This window comes from Polynucleobacter sp. 39-46-10, from assembly GCF_002282275.1.
Map to the genome: position 1 here is coordinate 1 of NZ_NCJB01000278.1, position 3,050 is coordinate 3,050.

The 3,050-nt window shown below is 46.1% G+C and carries 3 protein-coding genes; all 3 read right to left on the bottom strand.

The window, feature by feature from the left end:
- Positions 1-16 precede the first annotated feature (16 nt).
- Complete coding sequence (locus tag B7X71_RS14300; RefSeq protein ID WP_293598171.1) at positions 17-757, bottom strand: lysophospholipid acyltransferase family protein; 741 nt, start codon at positions 755-757, stop codon at positions 17-19.
- 7 nt (positions 758-764) lie between these two features.
- Positions 765-1,337 carry a D-glycero-beta-D-manno-heptose 1,7-bisphosphate 7-phosphatase gene (gmhB, locus tag B7X71_RS14305; protein ID WP_293598172.1) on the bottom strand — a complete coding sequence of 191 codons (573 nt, stop codon included), beginning with the start codon at positions 1,335-1,337 and terminating at the stop codon, positions 765-767.
- The coding region (glyS, locus tag B7X71_RS14310) for a glycine--tRNA ligase subunit beta (protein ID WP_293601102.1) at positions 1,334-3,050 on the bottom strand (1,717 nt) is incomplete at its 5' end. The genes gmhB and glyS, both read right to left, overlap by 4 nt.

Sequence of the window (3,050 nt, forward strand, 5' to 3'; positions counted from 1 at the left end):
TTAGCCCACTAAGTTTCTAGTTTTGCTGGTAAGCGCTAGGATCAATCACGCGCATTTCAGCCTCAATCCATTTCTCAACTTCTTGATGCAGTTGTCCGCCTGTTTTTCCGACGGAGGTGATGGCAGGTCCGATTGAGAAGATGACTGTTCCAGGTTGCTTTAGAAAGCTATTCTTGGGCCAGCATCGACCCGCATTATGAGCAATTGGAATTACCAGTGCCTCAGTAGCGCTCGCCAGTCTCGCGCCACCTTTGCTATATGGCTGGTGAGATCCGGTCGGCGTTCTAGTACCCTCTGGAAATAACAAAATCCACTTACCTTCACTCAAACGCTTTTTGCCTTGACCAACCACAGAGAGGGCGGCAGTTTCTTTGCTATTGCGATTGATGTGAATCATCTTGAGCAAAGCCAAAGCCCAGCCAAAGAAAGGGATCCAAAGTAATTCTCTTTTGAAAACGAAGCAGACTTGCTTAGGAAGCTTAGCAATATAAAAAATAGTTTCGTAGGCAGACTGATGTTTGCTCAGTACAACAACCGGTTTATCCAAAACCGCCATCATGTTTTCCATGCCACGAATCTCGTAACGAATGCCACAGAGAGATTGCAAAATCCAGATCACGACCTTATTCCACAGGCCGATGAAGCGATAGCGGTTCTCAGGATTCAGGATAGGAAAAACGAGAATGCAGAGGACTGACCAGATCGGCGTAAATATCAGCAAGAAGAGTGTAAATAGGGCTGAGCGAATAAAAATCATGTTTCTATTAAACCTTATCTTGCAGGAGTGCGGTCGCAAATGCCATCAAATCTGCATGAATCTGTGTCCCCTCAGGGAGGCCACCCTTTTCCAAGGTTTTATTACCTTTGCCGGTTAAGACTAAATGCGGGCTAGCGCCCAAGGCAATGCCTGCTAGAAGATCGCGCAAGGAATCACCAACAATTGGTACCCCCAATAAAGGACTGTCACTATGATTTTTTTTATAACGCAATGCAATTTCTTTCATCATTCCCGGTAAAGGCTTGCGGCAATCGCACGCATTGGCATCGGTATGAGGGCAAAAGAAAATGCTGTCGATATGACCACCCAAGGGTTTGAGGAGTTTGTCCATCTTGCCATGCATGACATGAAGATCATTAATGTTGAAATAACCTCTTGCCAAGCCAGACTGATTCGTCGCTACGGCAATTTGGTAGCCGGCTTGATTGAGTAGTGCAATTGCCTCAAGACTACCCGGCAAAGGAATCCACTCATCACTCGACTTCACATAATCATCTCGATCTTCATTGATCACACCATCGCGATCCAGAATGATGAGTTTAGAAGAGCTGATGCTCATGCTAATTTGCCGAGATCGGCAATGAGATTCATTTTCTGGTGAAGTTGTTGCAGGAGAGCTAGTCGGTTATCACGTAGCTCTGGATTTGGATCCATCACCATCACATCGGCAAAGAATTGATCAATCGGGGCGCTGAGAGCTACGAGTGCCTTCAATAGATCTACGAACTGACGCTGCTCATAGGCGGTACTCAGTGTTGGGGTGAGTTTCTCAAGCGCCTGATAGAGCGCGCTTTCAGCAGGAACTTGTAAGAGCTTGCCGGAACAAGCCGCCGGTATAGCAGTTACATTCTTTTTGAGAATATTGCTGATGCGTTTATTGGCAGCTGCTAACTGAGCAGCTTCCGCTAAGGCATTAAATTCACGCAATGCAGATAAGCGATCAATTAAATCATTGAGTTGAGCGGGTGACTGACTTAATACAGCATCAATCTCTTCGGTCGTGAATGGCTTGCCTGCAACCGCTTGGTCTCGTAAGTAAGCGCGCAGACGATCAATGATGAAGGCGTAAATATCTTCGCCCTTAGCTTTTTCTTGAACATCTTTTTGTGGGAATTGTTTACGAGCCAGTTCAATTAATTCAGGCAGGCTAAGGCTCAGGTTCTTCTCTGACAAAAGACGGCAAATACCTAAAGCGTGTCGACGCAAGGCATATGGGTCCTTGTCACCTGTCGGTGCAAGACCAACACCCCAAATGCCGACTAATGTCTCTAGCTTGTCCGCAATAGCAAGGATGGTGCCGATTTGAGTTTGTGGCAATGCATCACCAGCAAAGCGGGGCATGTAGTGTTCGCTGCAAGCGGACGCGACTTCGGCATCTTCGCCATCATGCGTTGCATAGTAGCGACCCATGATGCCTTGAAGCTCTGGGAACTCGCCAACCATATCGGTTAGTAAATCGGTTTTAGCAATTTCAGCGGCGCGACTTGCTAAGGCCTCATTAGCTGATAAGGCTTTGGCAATACCTACTGCAATTCCTTGAACACGCTTAGTGCGATCCAATTGATTGCCAAGCTGATTGTGATAAACCACTTTTCCAAGATCAGCCACACGGGATGCTAACGGACGCTTTTGATCTTGTTGGAAGAAAAAGCGCGCGTCGGATAGGCGCGGGCGCACCACACGTTCGTTACCAGAAATAATCGCTTCTGGCTTATCAGTCTCGATATTAGAAACAATGAGGAAGCGATTGCATAACTTGCCTTGCTTATCAGTCAATGCAAAGTATTTTTGATTGGTCTGCATCGTCAGAATCAAGCACTCTTGAGGAACCTCCAAGAACTCTTGATCAAAATGACATTCATAAATTGCTGGCCACTCAACCAAAGCGGTTACTTCATCTAATAGGCTATCTGGCATTAATACTAAATCAGTACCAGCAGCTTTTAATAATGCAGATTCGATAAATGCACGACGCTTATCAAAGCTTGGCAATACTTTGGCATTAGTGCTGAGATCGGATTCATACTGATCTGCGGAGGCGATCGTAATAAGACCAGGAGCTAAAAAGCGATGACCTTCGGTTTGATTGGCTGCATCAATTCCTAGTGCGCTGATATTAAGGACTTGTTTGCCATACAGCGCAATGATGCGGTGTGCTGGTCGAGCAAACTCAACGTCTGCTAATTCACCATTTTTTTGTAGCACTTGATAGTGCATCATTTTGGCGATGGGTAATTTGCTGAGTGTTTGCTCAAGCGCCTGTTGGGCAGTC